Source organism: Paenibacillus sp. HGF5 (genome assembly GCF_000204455.1).
GTDB lineage: Bacteria > Bacillota > Bacilli > Paenibacillales > Paenibacillaceae > Paenibacillus_AQ > Paenibacillus_AQ lautus_A.
The window spans coordinates 1-25678 of record NZ_AEXS01000024.1 but is presented as its reverse complement, the minus strand read 5'-3'; the positions used below and the strand labels follow the sequence as shown (position 1 = coordinate 25678).

At 52.8% G+C, this 25678-nt stretch carries 20 protein-coding genes and 1 pseudogene; 18 read left to right on the top strand and 3 right to left on the bottom strand.

Annotated elements, in window-relative coordinates:
- The first annotated feature begins 5 nt into the window (after positions 1 to 5).
- The 12 genes from HMPREF9412_RS04460 (at position 6) to HMPREF9412_RS04405 (ending at position 13602) form a co-directional block, all read left to right on the top strand.
- A complete protein-coding gene (locus HMPREF9412_RS04460; RefSeq protein WP_009590136.1) occupies positions 6 to 1112 on the top strand; it encodes an ABC transporter ATP-binding protein in 1107 nt (368 codons plus the stop codon).
- A gap of 26 nt (positions 1113 to 1138) precedes the next feature.
- Positions 1139 to 1834: a hypothetical protein gene (locus tag HMPREF9412_RS04455; RefSeq protein ID WP_009590130.1), complete on the top strand. Its 696-nt coding sequence runs from the start codon at positions 1139 to 1141 to the stop codon at positions 1832 to 1834.
- Positions 1831 to 3009: a DUF1343 domain-containing protein gene (locus HMPREF9412_RS04450; protein WP_009590131.1), complete on the top strand. Its 1179-nt coding sequence runs from the start codon at positions 1831 to 1833 to the stop codon at positions 3007 to 3009. Before HMPREF9412_RS04455 ends, HMPREF9412_RS04450 begins: the two co-directional genes overlap by 4 nt.
- Before the next feature lie 3 nt (positions 3010 to 3012).
- Positions 3013 to 4203, top strand: a complete 1191-nt coding sequence (locus HMPREF9412_RS04445) for an anhydro-N-acetylmuramic acid kinase (protein ID WP_009590132.1) — start codon at positions 3013 to 3015, stop codon at positions 4201 to 4203.
- A gap of 130 nt (positions 4204 to 4333) precedes the next feature.
- Positions 4334 to 5821 carry an FAD-linked oxidase C-terminal domain-containing protein gene (locus HMPREF9412_RS04440; RefSeq protein WP_009590122.1) on the top strand — a complete coding sequence of 496 codons (1488 nt, stop codon included), beginning with the start codon at positions 4334 to 4336 and terminating at the stop codon, positions 5819 to 5821.
- 16 nt (positions 5822 to 5837) lie between these two features.
- On the top strand, positions 5838 to 7235 hold the full coding sequence (locus HMPREF9412_RS04435; protein WP_009590137.1) for a (Fe-S)-binding protein: 1398 nt from the start codon (positions 5838 to 5840) through the stop codon (positions 7233 to 7235).
- Between the two features lie 313 nt (positions 7236 to 7548).
- On the top strand, positions 7549 to 8115 hold the full coding sequence (locus HMPREF9412_RS04430) for a class I SAM-dependent methyltransferase (protein ID WP_009590121.1): 567 nt from the start codon (positions 7549 to 7551) through the stop codon (positions 8113 to 8115).
- A gap of 154 nt (positions 8116 to 8269) precedes the next feature.
- Entirely contained in the window at positions 8270 to 8905 is a 636-nt protein-coding gene (locus HMPREF9412_RS04425; RefSeq protein ID WP_009590117.1) for a hypothetical protein, read from the top strand.
- A gap of 299 nt (positions 8906 to 9204) precedes the next feature.
- The gene (locus tag HMPREF9412_RS04420) at positions 9205 to 9990 is read left to right on the top strand and encodes a TerC family protein (RefSeq protein ID WP_009590125.1); all 786 of its coding nucleotides are present in this window, start codon (positions 9205 to 9207) and stop codon (positions 9988 to 9990) included.
- A 531-nt stretch (positions 9991 to 10521) separates the two neighbouring features.
- A complete protein-coding gene (map, locus tag HMPREF9412_RS04415) occupies positions 10522 to 11268 on the top strand; it encodes a type I methionyl aminopeptidase (RefSeq protein WP_009590116.1) in 747 nt (248 codons plus the stop codon).
- A gap of 609 nt (positions 11269 to 11877) precedes the next feature.
- Positions 11878 to 12690, top strand: coding sequence for a pyridoxine/pyridoxal/pyridoxamine kinase (gene pdxK, locus HMPREF9412_RS04410; protein ID WP_009590124.1), 813 nt, complete (start codon positions 11878 to 11880; stop codon positions 12688 to 12690).
- A gap of 261 nt (positions 12691 to 12951) precedes the next feature.
- Positions 12952 to 13602, top strand: coding sequence for a YqaA family protein (locus HMPREF9412_RS04405; RefSeq protein ID WP_009590138.1), 651 nt, complete (start codon positions 12952 to 12954; stop codon positions 13600 to 13602).
- A 207-nt stretch (positions 13603 to 13809) separates the two neighbouring features.
- Here HMPREF9412_RS04405 and HMPREF9412_RS04400 read toward each other — a convergent pair whose 3' ends face one another.
- A complete protein-coding gene (locus HMPREF9412_RS04400) occupies positions 13810 to 14430 on the bottom strand; it encodes a hypothetical protein (protein WP_009590113.1) in 621 nt (206 codons plus the stop codon).
- Between the two features lie 307 nt (positions 14431 to 14737).
- Between HMPREF9412_RS04400 and HMPREF9412_RS04395 the strand changes: the two genes are divergently transcribed.
- Positions 14738 to 15811 (top strand): ATP-binding protein, encoded by a 1074-nt coding sequence (locus HMPREF9412_RS04395; protein ID WP_009590134.1) that lies wholly within the window; start codon positions 14738 to 14740, stop codon positions 15809 to 15811.
- A 61-nt stretch (positions 15812 to 15872) separates the two neighbouring features.
- Entirely contained in the window at positions 15873 to 17096 is a 1224-nt protein-coding gene (locus HMPREF9412_RS04390; protein ID WP_009590119.1) for an MFS transporter, read from the top strand.
- A gap of 159 nt (positions 17097 to 17255) precedes the next feature.
- Here HMPREF9412_RS04390 and rnjA read toward each other — a convergent pair whose 3' ends face one another.
- Positions 17256 to 18974 carry a ribonuclease J1 gene (gene rnjA, locus HMPREF9412_RS04385; protein WP_009590112.1) on the bottom strand — a complete coding sequence of 573 codons (1719 nt, stop codon included), beginning with the start codon at positions 18972 to 18974 and terminating at the stop codon, positions 17256 to 17258.
- A 183-nt stretch (positions 18975 to 19157) separates the two neighbouring features.
- Here rnjA and HMPREF9412_RS04380 point away from each other — a divergent pair, with 183 nt between their 5' ends.
- Together HMPREF9412_RS04380 and HMPREF9412_RS04375 are read left to right on the top strand one after the other, a co-directional pair.
- Entirely contained in the window at positions 19158 to 19910 is a 753-nt protein-coding gene (locus HMPREF9412_RS04380) for a YqcI/YcgG family protein (protein WP_009590129.1), read from the top strand.
- Positions 19911 to 20231: 321 nt separating this feature from the next.
- The gene (locus tag HMPREF9412_RS04375; RefSeq protein WP_036671248.1) at positions 20232 to 21635 is read left to right on the top strand and encodes a glycosyl hydrolase family 18 protein; all 1404 of its coding nucleotides are present in this window, start codon (positions 20232 to 20234) and stop codon (positions 21633 to 21635) included.
- Here the strand turns inward: HMPREF9412_RS04375 and HMPREF9412_RS04370 are convergent.
- Positions 21630 to 22508, bottom strand: coding sequence for a helix-turn-helix transcriptional regulator (locus HMPREF9412_RS04370; protein ID WP_009590133.1), 879 nt, complete (start codon positions 22506 to 22508; stop codon positions 21630 to 21632). The genes HMPREF9412_RS04375 and HMPREF9412_RS04370 overlap by 6 nt on opposite strands.
- A gap of 172 nt (positions 22509 to 22680) precedes the next feature.
- Here HMPREF9412_RS04370 and yicI point away from each other — a divergent pair, with 172 nt between their 5' ends.
- Both yicI and HMPREF9412_RS04360 read left to right on the top strand, forming a co-directional pair.
- Positions 22681 to 25005 (top strand): alpha-xylosidase, encoded by a 2325-nt coding sequence (gene yicI / locus HMPREF9412_RS04365; RefSeq protein ID WP_009590123.1) that lies wholly within the window; start codon positions 22681 to 22683, stop codon positions 25003 to 25005.
- 212 nt (positions 25006 to 25217) lie between these two features.
- A pseudogene (locus HMPREF9412_RS04360) lies at positions 25218 to 25678 on the top strand (two-component sensor histidine kinase); the annotation flags it as partial.

Genomic DNA, 25678 nt, shown 5'->3' with positions numbered 1-25678 from the left:
AAGTTATGGCACGCGTAGAATTCCGAAATATACGAAAAGAATTTGTAGACGACAACAAAGGGACGTTTACCGCTGTAGCGGGGTCGGACTTTGTGATCAATGATAAAGAGTTCGTGGTATTCGTCGGTCCGTCCGGCTGTGGCAAAACCACCTCGCTGCGCATGATTGCGGGACTTGAACGTCAAACGTCCGGCGACATCATCATCGGCGACCGGGTGGTCAACAATCTGCATCCGAAAGACCGCGACATCGCGATGGTGTTCCAGGATTATGCGCTGTATCCGCATATGACGATCCGCGAGAACCTCTCCTTCGGTTTGAAGAACCTGAAGAAGCCCAAGGCCTACATTGAGCAAAAGGTATCGCAGGCAGCCTCCATTCTCGGCCTGGAGTCGATGATCGACCGGAAGCCGCGCGAGCTGTCCGGCGGACAGCGTCAGCGCGTTGCGGTAGGGCGGGCGATCGTGCGCGACCCGCAGGTGTTCCTGTTTGACGAGCCGCTGTCGAACCTGGATGCGAAGCTTCGCGTGCAAATGCGGGTAGAGCTGTCCGAGCTGCACAAGCGTCTGGAAGCTACCATCGTATACGTTACGCATGATCAGGTTGAAGCGATGACGCTCGGTGAGCGGATCGTTGTAATGAATAACGGCATTATCCAGCAGATCGCCTCACCGACCGAGCTGTATGCGAATCCGCAGAATATGTTCGTGGCCGGCTTTATCGGATCCCCGCCGATGAACTTCATCGACGTGCAGAAGGAAGGAAATGTTCTCCGGATGGAAGGCGGGACATTCACCATTCCGGATTCGATGGCCGGTGCCCTAAGCAAATACGACAACAGGCATCTGATTCTGGGGATTCGTCCCGAGCATATCACCGGCGAGGATATGCCGGGCACAACCAATCTGAATTACAAGTATTCCACGAAGGTCCAGGTCGTTGAACATCTCGGCTCGGAGAATCTGGTGTACTTCCGCGTAGGTAACCGGACCGTGACCGCGAAGGTTCATCCGGAAACGACGGGTTATCCGGGCATGGACAAAACCTTCATTTTTAATTTCGATAAAGTGCATTTCTTCGATCCTGAGACGGAGCAGCGTATCGATTGGTAAACAACGACGAAGAGGAGAGGAAAGCTATGCGCAAGCTGAATGATGTGTTAAAGAAGACCGGGGTTGAGATTTACCGTGAGATTACGGCGGTGGCCTTGTACAGCATGATTACCTCGCTGGTGCTCGTGACGGTGGTCATGTTCGTTCCGCTGTGGGCAGCGCTGGTGCTGCTGCCGGTTCTGTATATGCCGCTCTTTTATGGTGTTTGTTATGCCTATCACCGCAAGACGGAGCGGGGCAAGTCCAGGCTGAAGGACGTGTTTCAAGGTGCGCTGAAAGGGCTCGGACCCTCCGTTATAATGGGCTTTTTCTTCGTCGTGATGATATTGATCCTATGGTCCACCTGGTGGTATTACGGGGGAAAAGAAGGAATCGGCTACCTTGCGATCGGCGTGTTCCAAACCTATTTTGTCATCATGGCGCTCATCTCCCAATTCTACACCTTTCAGCTTGTCATTCAGGAAGGGATGGGCATCTTTAAAGCCATGGCGCATAGCGTCAAGCTGTTCCTGAAGTTTCCGGCCTATACGCTGGGCGCATGCTTCCAAGCCTTCTGCGTCGCCATTCCGCTGCTCGTCACGGTTGTTGGCTTTGGATTCTTATTTAATGGCATGTGGGCCATATACCAGCATAAGGTTACGTATAATGTACTGAATCCGGAAGAGGCCAAGCCGGTGGAAGACGGTGTGGTAACCTCCGAAGCGAGAGGTGTGAGCATATGATAAAAGTCAATGTGCGAAGCGGCATTGATGTGCTGCCAGGCATCAAGCACGAGAAAATCACGGGTCGTCGCCTTGGCGTCATTACGAATCCGACGGGGCTCACGTCGGATTTTCGTTCATCTATCGAGGTAATTGCAAGCTTGTCCGAGTCGGAACTGACGGCTTTGTTCGCCTGTGAGCACGGGCTGCGCGGCCAGCTGCAGGCAGGCAAGCACGTGGATGACGAAGTGGATCCGGTATTCGGCGTGCCGGTGTACAGTCTGTACGGTTCGCGGCGCAAGCCGGATGCTGACATGCTGAAGAACGTAGACACCGTCATCTTCGACATTCAAGATCTTGGCGTGCGCTTTTATACGTATATGACGACGCTGCTGTATGTTATGGAGGCATGCGCCGAACATGGCAAGAGCCTGCTTGTCCTGGATCGGCCGAATCCGCTGGGCGGCGAGCGCTGCGAAGGAGGTTTCCTTAAGCCGGGGTATGAATCCATGGTGGGCGGATGGCACATTCCGATCCGCACCGGAATGACCATCGGCGAATTCGCGCGGATGGCCAATGACATGCGGGGAACCGGCTGCGATCTGGATGTCATCGGACTTGAAGGCTGGACGCGCGGCATGGAATATAACGACACGGGCTTGCCGTGGGTGCTGCCGTCGCCGAACATTCCTACGATGGATACGGTGCGGCTGTACAGCGGGACCTGTTTCTTCGAAGGGACCAATCTTTCGGAGGGCCGCGGGACGACCCGGCCGTTTGAATGGATCGGCGCTCCATGGGTCAATGGGGAGGAGCTGGCCCAGGCGTTCAACGCATACGGACTGCCCGGCGTCCATGCCCATTCCATGTACATGACCCCGACCTTCTCGAAGCATCAGGGCGAAGGCTGCAGCGGGGTCATGCTGTTTGTGACCCGTCCGGCAGAAGTAGAGGCTGTGCGCACAGGGCTTGTGCTGCTGCATCTTGTCAGCCGGTTGTACCCGGATCAGTTCCAGTGGCTTAGCCCGCCGGAAGGACGAAGCCGGTACTTCATTGATTTGCTGACGGGAAGCGAGGACGTCCGCCGGCACATCCACGAAGAAGCGGGACTCCAGCGTCTGGTTGCGGAGTGGGGCAAGGATGCGGAGCAGTGGAGAACGATGCGGGCTCCGTATCTGCTGTACGGGGAGGCGTAAAATATGATGTTCTCGCCATGGAAAGAGGGCGGGCCGGTCATTGTGGTCGGCCTGATGTCCGGTACTTCGCTGGACGGCATCGATGCGGCCATCGTCCGCATACAGGGAAGCGGCTTCGAGGCATCGGTTGAGCTGCTGCATTATTATAGCAAGCCTTACGAACCGGAGCTCCGGCAGCGGCTGCGCGATTTGTGCAGTGAGGAGAATTCGAACAGCGCTGCTGTCTGCAGCATGAATGCATACTTGGGGTATCAGTTTGGAGCAGCAGTCCTGGAAGCGGTTGCCGATGCCGGCATGCGCATAGATGAAGTGGATTTGGTAAGCTCCCATGGACAAACGATTTGGCATCAGCCCGTACCGGAGCAAGGAGATCCGTATTCCGTCGCTTCGACTTTGCAGATCGGCGATATTTCCGTTATCGCCAAGCACACCGGCAAACTTACGGTAGGAGACTTCCGGCCCGCGGATATGGCGGTTGGGGGTCAAGGGGCACCGTTTGCGCCTTACGGAGACTTGATCCTGTTTCGGCATCCGGAGCGGGGGAGGCTGCTGCAGAACATCGGCGGGATCGGCAATTGCACGGCGCTGCCCGCAGGGGCGGATCCTTCGGATGTGCTTGCCTTTGATACCGGACCCGGCAATATGATCATGGATGCGGTGGCCCATATGCTGACCGAAGGGCGATTATCCTATGATGAAGGCGGCACATGGGCTGCCCGGGGGAACCCGGATCAGGTCTTATTAAGGGAGATGATGGCGCATCCCTATTTTCAAGCAGAGCCGCCGAAATCAACGGGTAGGGAACTGTTTGGCCACAATTACGCGGTTTCGTTTCTGGAGCAAGCCAGGCTCAGGAGCCTCTCGGATGAGGATACGCTGGCCACGGCGACGGCGTTTACCGCACATTCCATTGCCGATAGCTATGTGAACTATGTGTTTCCTCACCACAGAATGGATGAGGTGATCGTAACCGGTGGAGGGGCCCATAACAAGACGCTGCTCTCGATGTTAGGGGAGCTGTTGCCGGAACAGAAGGTCATGACCTCCAAGGCGCTGGGCTTCGATGACGATGCCAAGGAAGCCGTGATTTTTGCGCTGCTGGGCAATGACTTCATGCTCGGCGTTCCTAACAATTTGCCAGCGGCAACCGGTGCGCACAGGCCGACCGTTATGGGAAAGCTGGCGCTGCCATAGACCATTCATTAAAGCCAGCGAACGGAAGTGCCAAGCGATGGCACATAGATAATGCTAGGCAGCGATTGGATGGTAAGCATAGTGATTATCTTTAGTAGTCAAACCCGCATAAGGGAGGGGGAGAAACAACATGCTGGAATCTGTCATTCGCGAGCAGCTGGCCGCCGTGGTTGGCGGGAAGTGGTTCAAGGATGATCCGGAAAGTCTCGTCTCATACAGTTATGATGCTACACCGCTGTATCAGGCGATGCCGGACGGGGTTATCTTTCCTGGAAGCACGCAGGAGGTCTCCGACATCGTCAAAATTTGCTCGAAGCACCGGATACCCGTTATTACGCGGGGAGCGGGCAGCAATCTGTGCGGCGGCACCATTCCGCTTCAGGGCGGTCTGATCGTGGTTATGACCCGTATGAACAAGCTGCTGGAGATCGATGCGGATAATCTAACCGCGACCTTCCAGACGGGTCTGAATACAAAGCAGTTTCATCTGGCGGTCGAGCGGACGGGGCTGTTCTATCCTCCGGATCCGAGCAGCATGATCATCTGCACGATGGGCGGCAATATTGCCTTGGGAGCCGGCGGGCTGCGCGGATTGAAGTATGGAACGACCAAGGATTACGTACTCGGCCTGGAGGCCGTATTGCCGGACGGCAGTATCCTGCGCACGGGCGGCAAGCTGGTGAAGGATGCCGCCGGGTATGATTTGACCCGGTTATTGGTGGGATCGGGCGGAACGTTAGCCATACTGACGGAAGCCACGGTGAAGTTAATTCCGAAGCCTTCATACAGAAAGGCCATGGTCGCCGTATATGATGACCTTCAAGCGGCGGCTCGAACGGTATCCAACATTATAGCCAATCATATATTCCCGTGCACCTTGGAGTTCATGGATCAGCCGACGCTTCAGGTGGTTGAGGATTTTGCCAAAATCGGGCTCCCGGTTCACGCCAAAGCGATGCTGGCGATCGAGCAGGACGGCAGCGTGGAGGATGTGGAGCGGGATCTGAAGAAGCTGGAGGAGATATGTCTTGCTTCCGGCGCGGTGCAGCTGAATATCGCCAAGACCCCGGAAGAAGGGGCGAAGGTGATGGAGGCGAGACGGAGCGCGCTCGCTGCGCTGTCCCGTCTGCGGCCGACCACGATCTTGGAGGACGCAACGGTTCCGCGTTCGAAGATTGCCGACATGGTGCTTGAAGTTCAGCGCATTGCCCAGAAATACGATGTGCAGATCTGCACGTTTGGCCATGCCGGGGACGGCAATCTGCATCCGACCGCGATGACGGATGCCCGCGACCCGGAAGAAATTCATCGCGTGGAAGAGGCATTCGCCGAAATCTTTGAGGCGGCGATTGCCATGGGCGGCACGATTACCGGCGAGCATGGCGTCGGTATCGTGAAGGCGCCTTACCTGGAATGGAAGGTGGGCGAAGCCGGCATCCGGATGATGAAATCCATCAAGGATGCAATCGATCCGCACCAGATCATGAATCCGGGCAAGCTGTTTGCGGAAACTCGAAAGCGCATCGTATTCCAAGAGCGGACAGAGCAAGCAGGGCGGGACTCAGCTTCGGATCAGGATCAGAATCAGGATCAGGATCGGAAGATCGAAACATCGTGAGAGGAGGCGATCGCGCATGAATTCAACCCATGAGAAGCTTGCACAATCGCTGAAGCTAACGCTGGACGAGGATCAATTGACGAACTGTATGCGCTGCGGGTTCTGTCAGACCGCATGTCCGACATTCATCGAAACCGGGCTCGAGGCTGCCTCCCCACGCGGGCGGATCGCCCTCATGAAGGCGGTTGTCGATGGTTTGATGGAACCGGATGAGAGCTTTCGGAGCCAAATGGATCTCTGTCTGGGGTGCAGGGCATGCGAGCCGGCATGTCCGTCCGACGTGAAATACGGCCAATTGATCGAGCAGACCCGGGCGGCCATTGCGGCGGAGAAGCCTTATTCGCTGCCGGTACGAGTCGTCCGCAAGACGTTCCTGCAAGGGATTTTCCCGCATCGCGGAAGACTGAAGCTGATCGGCAAGACGCTTTCGTTCTATCAGAAATCCGGGCTGCAGAAATTTGCGCGCAGCTCCGGGGCCATGAAGCTGTTTCCCGACCATCTTCAGCAGCTGGAAAAGGCGCTGCCTGACGTAACGGGCGATGGTCTGGAAGAGCTGTGGAGCAAGGCCGGCTTACCCTACCGCCGCGAGAGGACAGGGAGCGGTTCCAAGCTTATGGTGATCCCCGCGTCAGGCGCAAAGGTCGGCCGGGTCGGCATGTTCCGGGGCTGCATTATGGATGTCATGTTTGCTTCTACGAACGTGAACACCGTGCGGCTGCTGCGCCAGGCCGGGTTCGAGATTGTCATTCCGGAGGAGCAGGTATGCTGCGGTGCGCTGCATGCCCATGCCGGTGAAATGGACGATGCCAAACAGCTGGCCGGCCAGAATATATGGGCTTTTGGGGAAGCGAACGTGGATTACATTGCAAGCAATGCGGGGGGCTGCGGCGCCCTGCTGAAGGAATACGATCATCTGATGCATGCCGAACAGGATGAGCGGCTTCAGCAAGCGGCCGTTCGTTTCGCAGAACAGGTAAAGGACATCTCGGAGCTGCTGAGCAGCCCGGGACGGCCGCTTACGCCAATTCAAGCGGAAAGCGCGAATAAGACCGTCAAGGTCACCTACCAGGATTCTTGCCATCTGCGCAATGTCATGCGGGTGCAAGGAGAGCCTCGCCAGCTGATGCAGCAGCTTCCGGGCGTAGACATGTGCGAGCTTCAGGGAGCAGAGGTTTGCTGCGGGTCCGCAGGCATTTACAATCTGACCCAGACAGATATGTCGACGACGCTGCTCGATCATAAGATGGAGCATGTGGAGGCAACAGGGGCCGAGGTCATCGTGACCTCGAATCCGGGCTGCCTGCTGCAGATGAAGTGGGGCATCGAGCGTGCCGGGAAACAACGCGGCATCGAGGCCGTTCATCTTGCCGATTTTCTGGCAGGGCAGGTATGGATTGAGGATAAGGGCGAGTAACGAATCGGGGCATTTCCATGGTCATCATGATCAGGGAAATGCCCTTTTCCTGGTTCAACTCCTTATTATGGCCGCAGATCCTATTCCAATCTCTTGCATGGATCTTTCGTACAGTTCGCGTAGAATCAAGAGGCTCCCTAAGACATGCCAAGCGGAGGGGATCGGCCGTAATCGTTAAAGACCAACGAACCGGTTTACATCGTTCCCGATCAACGGTATGGTAGACCCACAGGGAGAATTCCTTATCACAGTCTGATAAATACATATTGGAACATGTCATGAAATGCGATTCATCGAGGAGGAGAGCGATAACATGAAAGAGAGTTTTGATCCGTCACTCATCGAGCGATTGGAAAGTCCGGAAAGGAAAAAAGAGCTGCCGGCTTCTTCACTGCTTAAGATGCTTCAGGTGAATGGCGAGGTGGACGTGCTGGATATCGGGGCGGGCACCGGCTATTTTTCCATACCGGCAGCCTCATTAACGACAGGCACCGTTTACGCGCTGGATACCGAGCCAGCCATGCTCGACATGATGCGCGGGCGTGCACAGGAACAAGGAATCACGAATGTGAAGGTGCTGGAAGGCGTGTTGGAACAGCTTCCCTTCCAGGATGAAACCGTAGATCGAGTCATCGCCTCCTTGATTCTTCACATCACCGATCGGTTGGAGGAGTCTATCTCCCAAATCGCTAGAGTGATGCGGCCAGGCGGGCGCTGCTTGTGTCTGGAATGGCAGGAGGACCCGTCCGAGAAGCGGGTTCCGAAGCCGAACCGGGTTGACCCGCAGGTGTTGAAAGCTTTGTTGGAGCAAGCAGGGCTTCAGGTTGACGGAATCCGGTATCCCACGGATCGCCACTATCTGATCATTGCCAGTAAATAGTTTATGACGATAGCAGCTTCTTGTCTTGATTGGGTACTTCTTTAGATCGGCAGCAGAAATGGCCGTATCGCGTATTTTTGGAGTGGATCGGCGCATTTACGGATAGGGCTGGAACATTTTAGGGGGAAAGGCCGTCTAAGGATTGAGGTGACCTATGATGAGAAAATCCAAGGTTATAATCATGCTTAGCTGTTTGCTCTTGCTCGTCAGCCTGTATACGATAAAACCATCCGACGTCTTTGCTTGCTCATGTGCCGGACCGCCTGAGGTTGCGGAAAGCTTGGAACGGAGCGCAGCGATATTCGCAGGCAAGGTGACTCAGATCGCGGGCCCGACGCGGAAGCTGGTCATGTCCTCGGCAGATCCGGTTCATGTTACGTTAGAGGTAACGGAAATATGGAAAGGCGAGCTGAACCCCGTAACGGAGCTTACCACGGCCATGTCATCGGCCAGCTGCGGTTATGACCAGTTTGCCGTAGGCAGCGAATATCTGGTGTTCGCGTCCGCGGAGTCGGGACGGCTGACAACAGGGCTTTGTGACGGAACGAAGCCGCTCACCACCGCCGGCAAGGAGCTATCCGAGCTAGGGGCCGGATATCCTCCGAAAGCTGCGCCTCCACCGGGCGAAACGGGGTCTGATACGCTTGCTGAGGGAATGCTTCCAAGTGAAGGTGAGGCTGCAGATCAGACATTTATGCAGAGGCCTTTCCTGTGGGGAGCTGTCGCAGTGCTGCTGGCAGCTGGACTATGGCTTTATTTTTGGAGGAAGAAAAATAGAAATGTAAAGTGAATGTAAAATTTTTGAAAGTCTATTGGCGGTGGTAAGCGGCCATGCTATAATTCATGTATTCAAGTAAAGGGGAGTAGCAGTCGCAGCAAAGTCGTCAATTCGTGACACGAACGTGTCTCCGGCTTTGTTGGCAACGAAAGTTGTTTGCGAGACCTTTGCCGATTCGGTAAAGGTGCTTATTCCTACAGCCTATTTCTGGGTAGATACCTTTATCGCCGATTTTCGGGATAAAGGTTTTTTGTTTTATACGCCTTTAAAACGTAAATCGGATCATCCTATTCATGAAGGAGAGATTGCGTTTGGAAATGGGACTGTTGCTCGAATATGGGTGGGTGCTGCTGGTGTTGATTGGACTCGAGGGGATTCTCGCAGCCGATAATGCCCTGGTGATGTCCATCATGGTTAAGCATTTGCCGGAGGACAAAAGGAAGAAGGCGTTATTTTACGGATTGGCCGGTGCGTTTGTGTTCCGTTTCGCATCCCTCTTCATTATCTCTTTTCTGGCGGATGTCTGGTACGTACAGGCGATTGGAGCCTTCTACCTGCTGTATATCAGTATCAATCATATGGTGAAGCAGTTCTTTGTAAAGAAGAAGAAACATCTGAAGGAAGCGGAAATAAAGCAAGAAAAATTCTGGGTTACCGTGTTAAAGGTAGAGCTTGCGGATATTGCGTTTGCGGTTGATGCGATTTTGGCCGCCGTAGCCCTTGCCTTGACGCTGCCCGAAACCGGCCTTCCGAATATCGGGGGCATGGACGGCGGACAATTCCTGGTTATCCTGGCAGGCGGAATTATCGGCTTGGTGATCATGCGGTTCGCGGCATCGTATTTCGGCAGGCTGCTCGTAAGAAGGCCCGGCTTGGAAACGGCTGCATTCCTGATCGTGGGATGGGTAGGAATCAAGCTGGCCGTCTATACGCTCGCGCACCCGGATATCGCTGTATTAGAGAAGACGTTTCCCAAGAGTGCCGGCTGGAAGCTCATATTCTGGGGCGTATTGATCCTGATCGCGGTCCTCGGCTGGTTCTTGTCCAAGGAGAAGAGCGATATGACCCAGAAGGAACGGAAACAAGTGGAAAGCTAAAGCAACGGGCCCTTTTGATATAATGAACATAGAAAAAGAAAGGAATCGTGATCTCGCGTGTAAAATTATCGTTTCTGCGCAACCTTTAAATATATAGATATGAGGAGAAACGATTGTCATTGCATAAATGAAGCTTAAAATTGGATAAAATGCTGCCCGCCCTGATTCTGTTCCTGGTCATTGAGAGTCATATGACTTTCTGGGTTACCGCCGAGTTAAAGATGCCTCCGAGAATGCAAAACGGTTATGCTGCGGCATCCGTACCTGTCCGCATTTGACCAAAAGGCAGAAATTCCTAACGGAAATCATTGAGGTTACCTTGGCTTAAGAGTAGAATAAGATCATGTGGGGCGCTATCAGCTTTTCTTTTTTTGGATACAAGACAAGAAAACAGATACACCTTGTGATTGTGAATCAGCCTTATTGGCCGGGGAGTGAGGAGGACGCAGATGCCTGTCCTAAGCTCCTTCGGTCAGCTAAGGCTTTTTGATTTGAGTAGGAGATAACAGCCATGAAAAGGAGTGAGCAGGATTGATAATCCTCAAAACACAAGAACAAATCGCCAAGATGAATAAAGCCGGCGATATTCTCGCCGAATGCCACCGACAGATCGCCAACATGATCAAGCCGGGCGTAACGACGCTGGAGATTGATCAGTTTGTCGAACGGTTCCTGGCGGAGCGCGGCGCGACGCCGGAGCAGAAGGGGTATCATGGTTATCCTTTTGCGACCTGCGCATCGGTCAATGACGTGATCTGCCATGGTTTTCCGAGCCATGAGCCGCTGAAGGACGGGGATATCGTTACCATTGATATGGTAGTGAAGTATGATGGTTGGCTCGCCGACTCGGCTTGGTCCTATCCGGTCGGAAACGTCTCCGAGGAAGCGCAGCATCTGCTGGACGTGACGAAGAAAGCTCTGTACCTCGGAATTGAGCAAGCGGTGATCGGCAACCGGATCGGCGATATTTCCCATGCGATTCAATCTTATGCGGAAGCGCAGAATTTATCGGTTGTCCGTCACTTCGTGGGGCACGCCATCGGCGAAAATATGCATGAGGAGCCGCAGGTACCGCATTACGGGCCACCCCACCGCGGGACTCGCCTTAAAGAGGGCATGGTCATCACCATCGAACCGATGCTGAACCTGGGAACATATCAATGCAAGATCGATTCGGACGGATGGACCGCCAGAACCGTGGACGGGAAATGGTCCGCGCAGTATGAACATACGCTTGCCATCACGAAGGATGGCCCGGTGATCCTGACGGAACAATAAGTGGCAACTCCATAGTGTGAGCCTACACAAAGGACTCCGAGCAAAGCAGGCGGAATTGTTCTGTAGAAACGGAGTGGTCGCCTTTGCCCCCGGATTCCAACGATAGATATCGTGGTTCAAAGGAAATTTGGGGGCAACAGCGATCGGAAGAACAATCCGCAGGCGGAGTGGTGCGTGATCAAGCAAAATTCAACATCAGCGAATAACGCTAAATTGAATTGGTCTCTTTAAGGGTTTACAAAAAAGACTCCAACGGAGCAGGCGGAATTGTTCTGTAGAAACGGAAGTGGTCGCCTTTGCACCCGAATTCCAACGATAGATATCGTGGTTCAAAGGAAATTTGGGGGCAACAGCGATCGGAAGAACAATCCGCAGGCGGAGTGATGCGCTGACAATGCAAAATTCAACATCAGTGGATTCGACATCTACGAATAGACGTCAATCCCAGTTTTTCTTTAGAGATCAGGAAGAAAAAGCACCGAAGCTCAATCGACTTGATCTCGCAAGAAAAACAACCGCTAATGAAGGATTCGACATCTACGAATAGACGCCAATCTCAGTTTTTCTTATAATAGAGTAATCATTTTACAAGCGAAGGGAACATGGAACATGACGATACGAAAAGCATTAACCGTAGCCGGCTCGGATACAAGCGGCGGCGCTGGCATCCAGGCCGATCTGAAAACCTTTCAGGAATTTGACGTATACGGAATGACCGCACTGACCACGATTGTCTGCATGGAACCAAAAACATGGGATCACCAGGTTTTCCCGGTAGCATTGGATATCGTTGAAACGCAGTTGAAAACCGTGCTTGAGGGCATCGGCATCGATGCCATGAAGACTGGCATGCTCGGATCCGTAGAGATCATCGAGCTCGTTTCCCAGTATATCGACCGCTATGATCTGAAACGGATCGTCATCGATCCGGTGATGGTCTGCAAAGGCACGGATGAAGTGCTGCAGCCCGAAAATACGGAAGCGATGCTGGAATTCCTTCTCCCGCGCGCCGATTTGGTAACGCCAAATCTGTTCGAGGCGTCCCAGTTGGCCAAATCCGGTCCGATCACGTCCCTGGATCAAATGCAGGAGGCTGCCGCCATCATTCACGAGCGCGGCGCAAAGAACGTGCTGATTAAAGACAGAGGCAAAATCCGAGAAGGCAAAGCCATGGATCTGCTCTATGACGGAAACAGCTTCGAATGGTTCGAGGCCGACGCCATCGTTACCAAGTACACCCACGGTGCGGGCTGCACATCATCCGCTTCCATCACGGCCAATCTTGCCAAGGGCTTGAGCGTTCGCGAGTCGGTACAGCAAGCCAAAGCCTTCATTACCCAGGCGATTTCGAACGGCTTCCCGCTGAATGAATTCGTAGGTCCGACAAGGCATTCCGCACACCGCAGTTTATCTGCAAATTAAACAAGATGCATTTCTTTGCAAGCTTATTCATGCATGGAATTCCGCTTGCGAGGAGCGACCGAAAACCTTTCTTCCTAGAAGAAAGGTTTTTTTGTTGTTAGTCGAACCTGCTGCATATAGTATATAGGTGCAAAGGCATGCTTCGTTCTGCGCGTTTTTTCGGCAGGGATAGAGCGGCTTAGGTCCTTTCCAGTATAATTATGTGCTATACTTTATAAAGGGTCTGATAGAAACAGGAAGAAAATGTTTAGGGGTTGAGACATGTTTCAGGACATTTTGGATTTTTTAATGAAGTTTGGTCCATGGGGATTGTTTATTCATTCGTTTGCGGATGCTGTCATTTTTCCGGTTCCCGCCTTTTTTCTGCAGGTTTCGCTTAGCATCATGCATCCGCAGAATGCACTGTGGCTTGCAACGTATGGTTTTATCGGATGCTTGCTGGGGACGCCGCTGGGCTATTTGATCGGAAAGCTGCTTGGGAAGTCGGTATTATACAAGATACTGAAAAAAGAGTGGATTGACGCTGCAACGAACATGTTTCAAAAAAACGGCGAAGCCGCCATACTGATCGGCTCCTTTACGCCGGTTCCCTTTAAAGTGTTTACGATTCTATCGGGATGTTTGAAATTCCCGCTATGGAGACTGTTGGCCTATGCCGCGCTGGGCCGGGCTACCAAGTTTTATGTGGTGGGTACCCTGTTCTATCTGTACGGTAACGCCGCGGAGGGCATGGTTAAGGATGTATCGTTATATATTGCGCTCATCGCCGTTCCGCTTCTGTTGATCGGCGTGTACTTTAACCGCAAACGTAAGCGTAAGAAAATGGAGCAGCAAAAACTGGCTGAATCCGGTCCCGTCGTGGTGGAGCAGGCGGTTCTGGAGCAGGCGTCGGATCAGACTCCATCGGCCTAACGCTAGAGAATGACGTCGGAGGTTAATCCCCGCGAGGAACATATAAAATAACCCCACAAAGTGGAGCCTATGCTTCGATGCTTATTCCAAATACTTTGCGGGGACCCCAAAAAACTTATTTAAAAAAAGCAGCCGGGTGCGAGCCCGGCTGCTTTTTTCCAAGGTATCAGGGAAACATATTTATATCATAGCTACAAATTTTCGGTATTAACCCGTTTTTCCGATTCTGAAGAACTTGCCTCGGCCTTTCGTGGTCACAGGAACAAATGTCGGCGACGGGGACAACGGGGCTGGCATGTCTTGAGCAAGATAACCATGGAGAGGCCCGCGATAGACTTCATTCAACTGGGGGGAGTGGGAGAAATCTTCCGGCGTTACAAGATGACAAGGCTTGTTCACAGGCCGCAGGCCTGCTTGCTCCAGCACCGTCGCGACAAAGTGGGAGCAGAAGAAAGCATCATCACGATCAATATGAATCCGAAACAATATACCCAGCAGCCCTAGCAGATTATATTTGTAGCGGTCCTGATCACGCATCATCTCTTTGACAAGATTGTGCATGCGTTGATAGTCTTCATTACTGACGCGGAAGCGGTATACCGCGCACTCCGAAGTGTAGAAGAAAGGGTCGCGCAGGTTCTCGCGAACCAAACCGCCGTCAAACGGATTGTTCGCCTTCTTTCGCCCAAAGCTGTACACTTCGCGTAACTCGGAATCAAACGCAATGGATGCATGGTTAAGTGGGGCCTTCGTGAAATATTGGATCATTCTGCTGAACCAGGTGCCCGTGCCTGTAAGCACAATCCAAATATCTTGTTCCGTGTACATACTCGCAAACTCCTTTGTTAACGATCCTAACGACTAGCAATTGTAAATGACTTGCTTTCTTTCACAATAAACGAAAAAGCCATAGCGTTCAAGTCAAAAAAAACCATTTTCTCTCAATTTCACTAGAATAGCGCTGGGATAGACACCAAATATTAGAAACCTCATATCCAATATATTCGCTTCATGTCCGAATTATCCTTTGGATCGTTTTATTTATATTCCATATAGGCTAAAGGAGAAGCAATCCCATATCTAGAAATTAGGTAAAACCGAATTGAACAATGAAAGACAGGAGGATCTCCAAACGATGATGAATAGTGAATGTCTCAGCTATGATTTTATGGTTCAGGCGATAGAAGTTGCGCCGATTGGAACGGTATTCATCGATTCAGAGGGGAGCATTATCCGAATCAATCCGGCCGCTTGCAGAATGCTCGGATATGAGGAGGAAGAATGTCTGCATCATCCCTATAACGATTGGGTTTATCCGGAGGACGTAAATAAGGACAGGGAAATGATGGAAAACTTTAAAACGGGCCGGATCTCTTCCTTGCAAATGGAAAAGAGATTGATACATAAACAGGGGGATATCAGGTGGGTATCGTGTAGGCTAAGCACAGCCCGCAGCAGAGAGGGAAGGGCGCTGGGCTATGTGGCGCATTTGACGGATATCACCGACATGAAGAGAGCGGCCGATCAGGAAGAGAAGCGGCTGATCCAGTCCGACAAGCTGTCCATGGCCGGGCAGCTTGCCGCAGGAATCGCCCATGAAATCCGTAATCCGATGACGTCCATCAAAGGATTCGTGCAGCTGATTCGCTCCGGCGCCGGACGGAAGGATGAATACTTCGATATCATCTCTTCGGAGATTGAAAGGATCGAACTGATCGTAAGTGAGCTTCTGTTCTTGGCGAAGCCGCAAAGCGTGAAATTCGAGCGTGCCGATATCCGGCAGCTGCTGGATCAAGTGATTACGCTATTAAATACGCAGGCGATTATACATAACGTAGAGATCATAACCGATTTTGGAGAGCAAGAGGCCAATGTAGACGGTGATGTGAATCATCTGAAGCAGGTCTTCATAAATTTTATAAAAAATGCGGTGGAGTCGATGCCGGACGGCGGCAAGTTGACCATACGGCTGGAGAGAGGCAGCGACCAGACTGTGGCGATTCATTTCACGGATAACGGATGCGGAATCCCGGAATCGATCCTTTCCCGTCTCGGGGAACCGTTCTTCACAACGAAGGAGAAAGGCAACGGCTTAGGGTTCATGATCAGCAAAAAAATGATCGAGGATCACAGGGGGCAGGTGCATGTGACCAGCAAGCTTCAGGAGGGAACGACCATAACGGTCATGTTGCCGCTCAGCATAATCTAGCTTGACCGGACGTATGGTTCGCTCTACATTATAGAAAGATATAGGAGAGGGGGCGGTTCATATGGGCAATATGCAATTGTTAAAAGAGCCTAAACGACGCAAGCTGCTGTTCAGTGCGGGTGCCAGCTGGATGTTCGATGCGATGGATGTCGGCATGATTTCGTTTGTTGTTGCGGCATTGGCAGCGGAATGGTCGCTAAGCTCGCAGCAGGTCGGCATTCTGACAAGCACCACATCGATCGGAATGGTATTCGGCGCGGCCATGGCCGGATTTCTGGCGGATAAATATGGACGGAAAAATATTCTGCTGTGGACACTGCTCATATTCTCGATAGCGAGCGGTCTTTCCGCTCTGGCTACCGGTTTTGTCATGCTGTGCTTGATGCGCTTTATCGCCGGCTTCGGACTTGGCGGAGAGCTTCCGGTAGCTTCGACGCTGGTATCCGAAAGCATGCCCGTTCATGAACGGGGGAGAGCGGTGGTGCTGCTGGAAAGCTTTTGGGCGGCAGGCTGGATACTATCCGCGCTTATTGCTTACTTCGTCATTCCGGATTACGGTTGGCGGACAGCCTTTGTCATCGGGGCTCTGCCCGCGTTCTATGCACTCTACCTGCGGCGAGCCATCGAGGATTCGCCAAGGTATATCGAGCAGAAGGCCAAGACCGTCCGGAAGCTGACCTTCGGGCAGCGTGTGGCCTCAGTCTGGTCGGTCGAACATCGGCGTACGAGTATTATGCTGTGGGTGCTGTGGTTTACGGTCGTATTTTCATATTACGGGATGTTCCTGTGGCTTCCCACCGTTATGGTCGATAAAGGATTCAGCTTGGTTCGAAGCTTCCAGTACGTTCTGATTATGACGCTTGCTCAATTGCCGGGGTATTTTACGGCGGCGTATTTTATCGAGAAGTTCGGACGTAAATTCGTGCTGGTTACTTATTTGGTGCTTACGGCGCTGAGCGCAATCTGGTTTGGCTACGCCAATACGGAAGGCTCGCTGCTCGCGGCAGGCATATCCTTGTCCTTCTTCAATCTGGGAGCATGGGGAGGCTTGTATGCGTATAGTCCGGAGCTTTATCCGACAAAGGTTCGTTCCACGGGAGTCGGGCTTGCCACATCGTTCGGTCGGATCGGTGGCGTGATCGCGCCGCTGCTGGTCGGCGTGCTGAAGCAGAATGGGACCCGCATCGAAATCATTTTCGTCATGTTTTTCGTAACCATCCTGATCGGGGCTCTGGGGGTACTGGTGCTTGGCAAGGAAACGAAAGGCCTGGAGCTTGCAGACTAAAGCAGGCCCATGCTTCATGGACTTGATTTACAGGAAGGGCGTCAGGCTTCGAAATTCATGCTTTCTGATATGATAAAAAAGGGTGGATCCCAAGGTTCAATCACTTTGGGTCCACCCTTATTTTAGTGTACAACGTCAAGCGTCAGCGAGATCGAAGCGTTATACCTCCATAATGGAAGGCATAATGTACGGGCTTCTGCCCAGCTCCCGCTTGAAATAGCGGTTGAGCGTGTTGTTGGTCATCTGCTCCCAGGCAGCACGGTTGTATTCCCGCTGTTCGCCGGCTTTGTTCAGCTGTTTGCGCAGCATTGCTTCGGCCCGGCGCAGAAGCGGTTTGGAGTCCTGCATATACACGAACCCGCGGGTAATCAGCTCCGGTCCGGAGAGCAGCTTGCGCGTTTCCCGGTTGATGGTAATCGCGACGATCACCACGCCATCGTGTGCGAGCTGCACGCGTTCCTCAAGCAGCTCCTTCTCATGGGTGCGAAGTTCACCATTGTTAATATAGACGTCACCCGAAGGGATGTTCCGGCCCTTACGCGCATAATTGCGGAAAAGGGACAGCGTGTTGCCGATGTTCATCAAGTAGACGTTGCTGTCGGGAACCCCGACCTGCACGGCAAGATGACGATGATTGAGCATCATCCGGTATTCTCCGTGAATCGGCACGAAGTATTTGGGACGCAAGCTGCTGATCATGAGCTTCAAATCTTCGCGGCAGCCGTGGCCCGAGGTATGGATATCGAGAATGGAGCCGTATTTAACTTCGGCCCCGGCACGCATTAAGAGATCAATGCTGCGGTTAACGTTCTGGGTGTTCCCGGGAATCGGCGATGACGAGAAAATGACGGTGTCCTCGGGATGAATCTGAATCGAACGATGGGCACCCGAAGCGATGCGCGTCAGCGCCGCATTGGGTTCGCCCTGGCTGCCCGTGCAAATAATCAGCACCTGGTCGTCGCGATAGCGGTTAACGGCTTTGACATCAATCATCATGCCGTCCGGCACGCGAATATAACCAAGCTCTTGGCCGATCACAAACACCTTTTCCATGCTGCGGCCGACGATAGCGATTTTGCGGCCGGTTCGAATGGCGGCTTCGACGACCTGCTGCAGACGATGAACATTGGATGCAAAGGTCGCAAACAGGATCCGCCCGGGACATTCATGGAACAGGCGCAGAATGGAATCGCCGACGGTGCGCTCCGAAGGGGTGAACCCGTCACGTTCGCTATTGGTGCTGTCCGCCATCAGGGCCAGTACGCCGCGCCCGCCGATCTGCAGAATTTTGTGCAGATTGGCAGGCTTGTCCTCCGGCGTAAAATCAAATTTAAAGTCCCCGGTATGTACGATCGGTCCGTACGGGGTTTCGACAACGACCCCGAAGGCATCCGGAATGCTGTGGGTGGTTCTGAAAAAATGAACGGAAAGATGACGGAATGCAATCGTCTCGTCTTCATGGAATATGCGCAGATCACTCTGATCCAGCAGGCGATGCTCTTCCAGCTTCGCACGAACCAGGCCGATGGTCAGGGCTCCGCCATAAATCGGCATCTGAATTTGACGAAGCACGTAAGGAATAGCCCCGATATGATCTTCATGGCCATGGGTCAGGAACATACCCTTTACTTTGTGCTTATTATCGAGCAAGTAACGGATATCCGGAATAATGTAATCGACGCCGCTCATTTCGGCATCCGGGAATTTCAGCCCGGCATCGATGATAATGATCTCGTTTTTGAATTCGACGCCGTACATGTTCTTTCCGATCTCGCCAAGTCCCCCCAGCGCAAAGATGCGCACGGGCGGAGCGGAAGGCCTCGGTTTTTTGGCCGGTTTGGCAGTTTGAATCTTATCGGTTAGCAGGGGTTTAGACATAATGTGAAAGAATCCTCTCTATGGTAATTAAGGCATAAGCCTGGTATTTTAATTTCTTCTCTACTTAAGATATCAGAAAGTTCAAGCTTTTGGGAAACGCTTTTCAAAATTCATGTGCATTTCGTCCGTGACAGTCACCTATTTTTACCCACTCTTATATGCTGTAGAAGAGGAGGACTGGTGATGAGCGGTTTAATGAGGTTGGACGATATGGATGCAGCCTATGGATTGCCGGAGGAATGGCAGCGGGAAGCGATCGTTAAGCTGACTGAGAAAATGACGGATCGTTCCGCCAAATTCCCCTGTATTCCGGCAGTGCAAGGACATGCGCTGAATCATTTTAGATACGGTTTTATCAACCGCGGCGAATCGCAGGAGGCGGCGGGGGAATTGGCCGCACTGCTGCAAGAGTTCGGGCTAGGCTCCAGGGGCTTTGGCCCGTATACTTCACTTGTCGTATTGATCCATACGGAGCATGGCCGAGATAACCTCGAGGGTGTGGAGTATTATGAGCGTTTGTTCTGGCAGCTGCTGAGCCGGACCACCGAATACGATACGGAGCCTTGGCCGGCGGACCTGCCGGAGGAACCAGACGATCATCTGTGGGAATTTTGTTATGCAGGCGAGCCTTATTTCGTGTATTGCGGAACGCCGGCACATGAGCTTCGCCAGAGCAGGTATTTCCCCTACATGATGCTTGCTTTTACGCCTCGTTGGGTCCTGAAGCAGTTCAATGCCCGGGCTAGGCAAGCGGAACATACCAAGGTGCTGATACGCAAGCGGTTGACCGAATATGATCCAGTCCCCCCGCACCCGGACTTGAAGTTCTACGGGGCGGAGGACAATTATGAATGGAAGCAATATTTCCTGCGGGATAACGAGGAGTCTCTGTCGAAATGTCCGTTTGCAAGGCTGCACAAAGAGACTCATAAATAGAAAAATAACATGCTTCTATCATCATACCCTAAATTGGAGTAAGGGTTAACAGGCATTCCATTTCAATAGCTGCCACTTATGCGATCATGCGCAGGGTGTCGGCTTTTTTTGCGTAGATGCGCTGCTGTGACAAGGTATAGGATTTTGCCCCTGAATTAGTGAATCTTATCCTTGTTGTACAAAAAATTACCAAGTTACACTTAAAGTGTTTCACTCGATTTCATCCCAATGCGTCTGGAGGTGTATAAGGTACGGAGCTTTCACCAGCTTTGAAAACGCTTTAATGAGCCGAATACTCATGGAGAAGGAGTTGTTTAATGAATGACAAGGCTGTCCAGAACGATGAAAGGATGGATTCTCGGACTTATCGCCGTACTGGTGTTTAGTGTCTTTCCTACGTCCCAGGTCCAAGCCGCCGAGGTCTGCGCTGAGCCTGCTTGGAGCAGTTCTGCCGTATATGGCGGGGGCAATATCGTATCCCACGGGGGTAAGGCCTGGAAAGCGAAATGGTGGACTCAGGGTGAAATCCCCGGAACGACGGGACAGTGGGGAGTATGGGAGGACCTGGGAGCGTGCAATCCAGGGACACCGCCGGTAGATCCACCGGTGGATCCGCCAGTAGACCCGCCGGTAGATCCTCCGGGGACTGGTGATCGGATGTACGTCGCTTACGCCAGCTCTTGGAACACCAGTATCTACGATTTGACGGCTGCGAACATTCCCAATTACATCACGCATCTCAATCTTGCATTCGTAAGGCCGGACACCACGTATACGCAAGGGTCGTATGCGTTTGATCAAGCCGTAGCGGGCTTGGAATTCGTGGAAGGAGCCACGACGCCGAATGGGCAGCGTAAATTTACACCCCAGCAGTCACAGGATCTGCGCAACAACATTGCCGCACTGAGGGCCCGCGGAACGAAAGCGTTCCTCTCGGTAGGAGGCTGGTCATACAGCCAAGGATCGCAGTGGTCCAGATTCAATGCCAAGAATATCGTCGATTTGGCCCTGGATCTTGGCGCAGCCGGCGTCGACATTGACTGGGAATCCAGTGGCAGCAGCTGCAACAAAGGAACGGCTGCCCAGTTCAGCTGTACCAAGGATGGCGAGATCGCAGGCATTATTACGAGCCTCTACAATGAAATCCATGCCAGGAACGCGAATTTGCAGATTTCCATCGCCGGCTGGTCCACGGGCGCCTATTACGTGAAGGGAACGCCGTTTGAGGAAGGCAAGGTCCAGTGGGGTTCTCCTTTTGGCGGTACCATGTACCGCGTAGTTAAGGATCATGGCAGCAAGATCGACTTTATCAATCTGATGTCCTACGACGGCGGTATTTATTACGACCCGCGCGAAGGCTATGAATCCTACAAGGCGATATACAACGGACCCATCAATATGGGCATGCAGATTGCGCCGGAGGGGTCCGGCGGGGCCGTCCTGCAATTGAATGCCGCGCCGGGTACGGTATACGATGCCGATATGATGAACGGTCAGAATAACATCGCGACGGCTTATTATAATGTAGAAACGATGGTAAACTACATCAAGAACAAAGGAAGAGCGAATGATGGATTCATGCTGTGGCAGCTCTGGAAACAGCGGGTTCATCAGCCAGCCCCGCCCGGCGCGGCGAACGAAAACAGCGCCGGCCAATACGTATGCCGGACCCTGCCGCTTCAGGGGGACTGCAATCAGGTCATACCAAGCCTGCCGAAATTATAATTTCTTCCGATATTCCGAAGGCGTGCAGTTCATGATTTTGCGGAATACCCGAACAAAATAACTGATGTGTCCAAATCCGACATCGAGTGCGATGTCGGATATTTTATTGTCCGGCGAACGAAGGAGCTCCGCCGCCTGGCGAACGCGATAGGAATTCATATAGTCGACGGGCGTTTGCCCGGTCATGGACTTGAAGAAGCGGCAAAATTGACCTTCGCTCATCGGGATCAGGTCAGCCAGCTCACTCAGACGGATAGGTCGATGGTAATGACTCTGGATATAGAGAATGACCTTCTTCAAGCGTTCCGTTCTCGTCATGTCCGCCGCTTCGCTCCGGCTGCGGTTGGCAAGCCTGCCGGAGGAAGCGGCCTGAAACAGCATGAGAAACAGATGCCCCTTAATGGCAGCCTCATATCCAGCCGGTTTGTGCTTGGACAGCAGCATCATTTCTTTTATATGTTCAAGCAGGCGCCCATCGGTCCCGGCTGTCATCCGTCTTGGAAAAGCGGCTCTCCGCTCCTGGAAGGGAACGATCATCCCTTCCTGCACAAGATCATAGCTGCTGCTGGCGAGCATGCCGACATCGAACACCATGGCGCAGAAGCTGCACCCTTCATTGCCCTGGGCGTGGCCGGTGTGCAGATCTCCCCCATCGATAAATATCGCTTCGCCCGCACGGACGGGGATATATTCCGAATCGATCTGAAACAGCACCTCGCCTTCCAGCACGTAAAAAATCTCCGCTTCCTTATGCCAATGGGAGTCTACCACATGGGCGCCGGGGGCAAATTGATACCAATAGGCACCGAATGGGAAACGCTCATTCCCGTGGATGGTGCTTTCTTTTAACGACTGGCGGATGGATTGATCCATGCTGTACCTCCTTGGGATGTGAAGTGTTCCTGAATACTGTTATCTGATGTCAAAATTGTGCTATAAAACAATCGGATATTGTTAGAAAAGGTAAAAATGGATCAGTATAATGATAGTATAACGCTTACATCTGAAAGTTCAATTTTAAAAATATAGAAGGGCGGAAGTAACGATGAAATTTACAGACGGCAACTGGCTAATCCGGGAAGGATATTCCGTTTCGGGAGCGGTTCAGGCATATGATTTTGCGGTAAAAGGAGATACGTTGACGGCTTATGCTTCCACGGCACCGATTCCGGGCAGAGGAGCGACCATCAATGCACAGCTGATCACCGTGCAATTTCATTCCCCGGCACCCGGCGTCATCGGCGTGAAGCTGGTCCACTATGCGGGCGTAAGAGATCGTGGACCTGCATTCGAATTGTACAAACAGGAGGGTGACCATACGGTCATCGAAGAGAACGATCAACAGGCTGTTCTTCGGAGCGGCAATCTGAGCGTCGTGATCAAGAAAGGCCCGGAATGGTCGGTCCACTTCTATAGAGGAGAAGAACGCATCACCGGCAGCAGAGCCAAATCCATGGCGCATATCGTGGAGGACGGCGGACAGACCTACATGCGCGAAGAGCTCGATCTTGGCGTGGGCGAGTGGGTGTACGGCCTTGGCGAGCGATTCACTTCGTTTGTGAAGAACGGCCAGGTTGTGGATATTTGGAACCAGGATGGCGGCACAAGCTCCGAGCAAGCCTATAAAAATATTCCGTTCTACGTGACCAACAAAGGCTACGGCGTGTTTGTCAACCAGCCGGACCTCGTATCCTTTGAAGTAGCTTCAGAGAAAGTGAAGAAGGTTCAGTTCAGCGTGCCGGGCGAGTCGCTGGAGTATTTCGTGATTGACGGGCCCGACCCGAAAGGCGTTCTGGACAAATATACAAGCCTGACAGGCAAACCGGCGCTGCCGCCGGCTTGGACCTTCGGATTGTGGCTATCGACCTCCTTTACGACGCAATATGACGAAGCGACCGTAAACTCCTTCGTGGACGGTATGCTGGAGCGCGACATTCCGCTGCAAGTGTTCCATTTTGACTGCTTCTGGATGAAGGGCCTCAACTGGACGGATTTCCAATGGGATGAAGAGGTATTCCCGGATCCTGAAGGCATGCTGAAGCGACTGAAAGAAAAAGGCTTGAAAATCTGCGTATGGATCAATCCGTATATCGCGCAGCGTTCGCGCCTCTTCGAGGAAGGCCGTGAGAAGGGCTATCTCGTGAAGAAAGCCAATGGCGATGTTTGGCAGTGGAATTTGTGGCAGCCGGGTATGGCGCTGGTGGACTTCACGAATCCGGATGCTTGCGAATGGTACGCAGGGTACCTGCGCGAGCTGGCTGATATGGGCGTGGACAGCTTCAAAACGGACTTTGGCGAGCGGATTCCGACGGACGTTGTGTATTTTGACGGCTCCGATCCTCATAAAATGCACAACTACTACACCCAGCTGTACAACAAAGTGGTCTTTGACGTGCTGGTCGAAAAATTCGGCAAGAATCAGGCGGCGGTATTCGCACGCTCCGCAACCGTCGGCGGACAGCAGTTCCCTGTTCACTGGGGCGGCGATTGTTATGCGGATTATGAATCGATGGCGGAGAGCCTGCGCGGCGGCTTGTCCCTAGGTCTCGGGGGCTTCGGTTTCTGGAGCCATGACATCGGCGGCTTCGAAAATACGGCTCCGGCCCATGTGTTCAAGCGCTGGCTGGCGTTCGGCTTGCTGTCCAGCCACAGCCGTCTCCATGGCAGCAGCTCTTACCGGGTGCCATGGTCTTACGACGAAGAGGCCGTAGACGTTACGCGCTTCTTCACGAAGCTGAAGAGCCGCCTGATGCCGTATCTGTTCCATACCGCCGTACAGGCATCGGAGCAAGGCGTGCCGAGCATGCGCGCCATGTTCTTGGAATTCCCGGAGGATCCGGCCGTTGAAATGCTGGATCGTCAGTACATGCTGGGCGATTCCCTGCTCGTTGCACCGGTATTCAGCGAGAAAGGCGACGTGAAGTATTATCTGCCGAAGGGCCGCTGGACGCATCTGTTAACCGGAGAAACGGTGGATGGCGGAACCTGGCGCAAGGAAACGTACGGTTTCCTCGGACTGCCGTTGTTCGTACGCGGCAACTCGTTCCTCGCTTTGGGTGCGAGCGACGCTCTTCCGGAATATGACTATGCAGACGGAGTAGAGCTTGGCTTGTATGCATTGGAAGACGGCAGCGAGGCTTCCGCCATCGTTCGCAACATGAACGGAGAGAGCGAGCTGGTTGTACGGGCTGTACGTGCAGGCAGCCGGATCAATTTTACGGTGGAAGGCAGCGGCAAGCCATTTTCGGTGAAGCTGTATGACACAGGAAACGTTTCCTCCGTGGAGGGCTCGGGAGTGAGCCTGCAGGAAGGGAAAATTCAAGTGGACGCCGGTCAACAAGCGATGGCCTTCAGCGTTGAGCTAGGATAAACTCGGTTTCCCCTGCTGTTAAGCGGGTAAAAACATAGTGAAGATGAGCCCGGACCAGCTTTGTGCTGGAGTCGGGCTTCTTCCATATTTTAGCTGGCCTTGAAAGGGAGGCTGTGCTGATATAATAGGCCTGAGGCAGGCTTATCCACGATGGAATGTAACCGTTTACTTTTGCTTGCCGAAGATTAAAGGACAGGAGCGTCGACGGTCCGATGTTATCGAATTTCATTCAGCTTATGAATGACATGAAAATCCGCAATAAATTGATATTGTCATTTGTGGTCGTGGTCTTTGTACCGGTAGCCATCGTAGGGATATTCCTTACGGGAGAGCTCCGTAAATTTGCATTCGACAATGCTTTGGAACAAGCCTATCAGAACGTGGACCGGGTCAAGAAACGGTCGACCGAAGTCATCAACGTGGCGGATGATTTATCTTACCGCTTGTCCTACGACGAGCGTCTGAGGAATCTGGCCAACCGGCAATATGAAAGCGTATACGACGTGTTCGTGGCATACAGGGAGTATCCCGATTTGCAGCAGGCGATACGGATGTACAAGGAAATATCGAATATCCGATTCTACAGCGACAATCCGACCATGCTGAACAATTGGGAGTTTCTATATCCCGAGGATGAAATCAGGAGTACGGAATGGTATCGGCGGGCGGAGGA

Bases quoted from the DNA above. Each gene is read 5' to 3' on its own strand.
- HMPREF9412_RS04380 (WP_009590129.1), top strand. From the start codon at position 19,158: ATGAGCGGTTTAATGAGGTTGGACGATATGGATGCAGCCTATGGATTG.
- HMPREF9412_RS04455 (WP_009590130.1), top strand. From the start codon at position 1,139: ATGCGCAAGCTGAATGATGTGTTAAAGAAGACCGGGGTTGAGATTTAC.
- HMPREF9412_RS04370 (WP_009590133.1), bottom strand. From the start codon at position 22,508: ATGGATCAATCCATCCGCCAGTCGTTAAAAGAAAGCACCATCCACGGG.
- HMPREF9412_RS04445 (WP_009590132.1), top strand. From the start codon at position 3,013: ATGATGTTCTCGCCATGGAAAGAGGGCGGGCCGGTCATTGTGGTCGGC.
- HMPREF9412_RS04460 (WP_009590136.1), top strand. From the start codon at position 6: ATGGCACGCGTAGAATTCCGAAATATACGAAAAGAATTTGTAGACGAC.
- HMPREF9412_RS04390 (WP_009590119.1), top strand. From the start codon at position 15,873: ATGGGCAATATGCAATTGTTAAAAGAGCCTAAACGACGCAAGCTGCTG.
- yicI (WP_009590123.1), top strand. From the start codon at position 22,681: ATGAAATTTACAGACGGCAACTGGCTAATCCGGGAAGGATATTCCGTT.
- HMPREF9412_RS04425 (WP_009590117.1), top strand. From the start codon at position 8,270: ATGATGAGAAAATCCAAGGTTATAATCATGCTTAGCTGTTTGCTCTTG.
- rnjA (WP_009590112.1), bottom strand. From the start codon at position 18,974: ATGTCTAAACCCCTGCTAACCGATAAGATTCAAACTGCCAAACCGGCC.
- HMPREF9412_RS04450 (WP_009590131.1), top strand. From the start codon at position 1,831: ATGATAAAAGTCAATGTGCGAAGCGGCATTGATGTGCTGCCAGGCATC.
- HMPREF9412_RS04395 (WP_009590134.1), top strand. From the start codon at position 14,738: ATGATGAATAGTGAATGTCTCAGCTATGATTTTATGGTTCAGGCGATA.
- HMPREF9412_RS04405 (WP_009590138.1), top strand. From the start codon at position 12,952: ATGTTTCAGGACATTTTGGATTTTTTAATGAAGTTTGGTCCATGGGGA.
- HMPREF9412_RS04375 (WP_036671248.1), top strand. From the start codon at position 20,232: ATGACAAGGCTGTCCAGAACGATGAAAGGATGGATTCTCGGACTTATC.
- pdxK (WP_009590124.1), top strand. From the start codon at position 11,878: ATGACGATACGAAAAGCATTAACCGTAGCCGGCTCGGATACAAGCGGC.
- HMPREF9412_RS04430 (WP_009590121.1), top strand. From the start codon at position 7,549: ATGAAAGAGAGTTTTGATCCGTCACTCATCGAGCGATTGGAAAGTCCG.
- HMPREF9412_RS04440 (WP_009590122.1), top strand. From the start codon at position 4,334: ATGCTGGAATCTGTCATTCGCGAGCAGCTGGCCGCCGTGGTTGGCGGG.
- HMPREF9412_RS04435 (WP_009590137.1), top strand. From the start codon at position 5,838: ATGAATTCAACCCATGAGAAGCTTGCACAATCGCTGAAGCTAACGCTG.
- HMPREF9412_RS04400 (WP_009590113.1), bottom strand. From the start codon at position 14,430: ATGTACACGGAACAAGATATTTGGATTGTGCTTACAGGCACGGGCACC.